We start from the raw sequence: 3,188 nt of genomic DNA on the forward strand, positions 1-3,188 counted from the left end.
GAGGATGGCCGTCGGACGTGATTTGCGTCAACGCCCGGCGGGCGTCTGTTGCGTGTACGTGAGTACACAAGTGGTTAAGTGTGAAAGAGCACACGGTGGATGCCTTGGCACTGGGCGCCGAAGAAGGACGGAACGAACGCCGATACGCCTCGGGGAGCTGTAAGTAAGCGTTGATCCGGGGATTTCCGAATGGGGGAACCCGCGATTCAGAACGGATCGCAGGCGCAGCTGAATCCATAGGCTGCGTCAGGCAGACCCGGGGAACTGAAACATCTCAGTACCCGGAGGAAGAGAAAGCAAAAGCGATTTCCTGAGTAGTGGCGAGCGAAAGGGAAACAGCCCAAACCAAAGCGCTTGCGCTTTGGGGTTGTAGGACACTCCCCAAGGAGTCAGAAAAGAACGTTTCAGGCGAACGGTCTGGAAGGACCGGCCAGAGAAGGCAAACGCCCTGTAGCCGAAGAAGCGTTCACTCCGGAGTGGATCCTGAGTACGGCGGGACACGAGAAACCCCGTCGGAATCTGGGAGGACCGTCTCCCAAGGCTAAATACGACCCAGTGACCGATAGTGAACCAGTACCGTGAGGGAAAGGTGAAAAGCACCCCGGGAGGGGAGTGAAAGAGAACCTGAAACCGTGTGCTTACAAGTAGTTGGAGCCCCCTTCGGGGGGTGACAGCGTACCTTTTGTAGAATGGACCGGCGAGTGACGATTCTAAGCAAGGTTAAGCTGAAGAGGCGGAGCCGCAGCGAAAGCGAGTCTGAAGAGGGCGAATGAGTTTAGGGTTGTCGACCCGAAACCGTGTGATCTACCCATGTCCAGGGTGAAGTTCAGGTAACACTGAATGGAGGCCCGAACCCACGCACGTTGAAAAGTGCGGGGATGAGGTGTGGGTAGGGGTGAAATGCCAATCGAACACGGAGATAGCTGGTTCTCCCCGAAATAGCTTTAGGGCTAGCCTCGGATGACTGAGTGTTGGAGGTAGAGCACTGATTGAATAAGGGGTCCCCACAGGATTACCGAGTTCAGTCAAACTCCGAATGCCAAAGACTTACGTCCGGGAGTCAGACGGCGAGTGATAAGATCCGTCGTCGAAAGGGAAACAGCCCAGACCGCCGACTAAGGTCCCTAAGTTTGTGCTAAGTGGGAAAGGATGTGACGTTGCCCAGACAACCAGGATGTTGGCTCAGAAGCAGCCACCATTTAAAGAGTGCGTAATAGCTCACTGGTCGAGTGGCGTCGCGCCGAAAATGTAACGGGGCTAAGCACAGCACCGAAGTCGCGGATGACCTTCGGGTCATGGTAGGGGAGCGTTCCAAGGGCATTGAAGGCCGACCGGAAGGTCGACTGGAGCGTTTGGAAGTGAGAATGCCGGTATGAGTAACGAAAAGAGGAGTGAGAATCTCCTCCGTCGAAAGCCTAAGGGTTCCTGAGGAAGGTTCGTCCGCTCAGGGTTAGTCGGGACCTAAGCCGAGGCCGAAAGGCGTAGGCGATGGACAACAGGTGGAAAGTCCTGTACCAGCGTTTCACGTTTGAGTGATGGGGGGACGCAGGAAGGTAAGGCGAGCGCACGGATGGAAGGGTGCGTTCAAGCCGTGAGGCTGGCAGCGAGGCAAATCCCGCTGCAGGAAGCCAGGCGGTGACGAGGAGGGAACTTAAGTACCGAAGCGCCTGATCCTACACTGCCAAGAAAAGCCTCTAGCGAGTGAAACGGTGCCCGTACCCAAACCGACACAGGTGGGCAAGAAGAGTATTCTAAGACGCTCGGGAGAACGCTCGTTAAGGAACTCGGCAAAATCACCCCGTAACTTCGGGAGAAGGGGTGCTCGAAGGACCTTCGGGTCCGGAGAGCCGCAGTGAAAAGATCCAAGCGACTGTTTACCAAAAACACAGGTTTCTGCAAAACCGTAAGGTGATGTATAGGGGCTGACACCTGCCCGGTGCTGGAAGGTTAAAAGGAGAGGTGATCCCTTCGGGGAGAAGCTTTGAATTGAAGCCCCAGTAAACGGCGGCCGTAACTATAACGGTCCTAAGGTAGCGAAATTCCTTGTCGGGTAAGTTCCGACCCGCACGAAAGGTGTAACGATTTGGATACTGTCTCAACGAGCGACCCGGTGAAATTATAGTACCTGTGAAGATGCAGGTTACCCGCGACAGGACGGAAAGACCCCATGGAGCTTTACTGCAGCTTGATATTGGATGTGGCTATCGTTTGTACAGGATAGGCAGGAGCCAGAGAAGCCGGACCGCCAGGTTCGGTGGAGGCGCCCGTGGGATACTGCCCTGACGATAGCGACATTCTAACCCGGGACCGTGATCCGGTTCGGAGACAGTGTCAGGCGGGCAGTTTGACTGGGGCGGTCGCCTCCTAAAAGGTAACGGAGGCGCCCAAAGGTTCCCTCAGAATGGTTGGAAATCATTCGCAGAGTGTAAAGGCAGAAGGGAGCTTGACTGCGAGACCTACAAGTCGAGCAGGGACGAAAGTCGGGCTTAGTGATCCGGTGGCACCGCATGGAAGGGCCATCGCTCAACGGATAAAAGCTACCCTGGGGATAACAGGCTTATCTCCCCCAAGAGTTCACATCGACGGGGAGGTTTGGCACCTCGATGTCGGCTCATCGCATCCTGGGGCTGAAGTAGGTCCCAAGGGTTGGGCTGTTCGCCCATTAAAGCGGTACGCGAGCTGGGTTCAGAACGTCGTGAGACAGTTCGGTCCCTATCCGTCGCGGGCGCAGGAAATTTGAGAAGAGCTGTCCTTAGTACGAGAGGACCGGGATGGACACACCGCTGGTGTACCAGTTGTTCCGCCAGGAGCAGACGCTGGGTAGCTATGTGTGGACGGGATAAGTGCTGAAAGCATCTAAGCATGAAGCCCCCTTCAAGATGAGATTTCCCATGATTTTCAATCAGTAAGACCCCTTAGAGAAGATGAGGTAGATAGGTCTGGAGTGGACGCACGGTGACGTGTGGAGCGGACAGATACTAATCGGTCGAGGGCTTAACCCAGAGCGAGAGGATGAAAGAAGACCCGCTTGTTTTCGTTACCGGTTTTGAAGGCTCATGAGAGCCGGGAAGTCTGGCGGTCATAGCGAAGAGGTCACACCCGTTCCCATCCCGAACACGGCCGTTAAGCTCTTCTGTGCCGATGGTAATAGGGGGCTGCCCCCCTGTGAGCGTAGGTCGCTGCCAGGC

At 55.7% G+C, this 3,188-nt stretch carries 2 rRNA genes; both read left to right on the forward strand.

Features of this window, described 5'->3' with window-relative positions:
* The first annotated feature begins 72 nt into the window (after window positions 1–72).
* Window positions 73–3,002: ribosomal RNA gene (locus M3N64_RS13880) — 23S ribosomal RNA — on the forward strand.
* 69 nt (window positions 3,003–3,071) lie between these two features.
* Window positions 3,072–3,188, forward strand: a 5S ribosomal RNA gene (gene rrf, locus M3N64_RS13885).

It is taken from the genome of Sporolactobacillus mangiferae, from assembly GCF_023336505.1.
GTDB classification, from domain to species: domain Bacteria; phylum Bacillota; class Bacilli; order Bacillales; family Sporolactobacillaceae; genus Sporolactobacillus; species Sporolactobacillus mangiferae.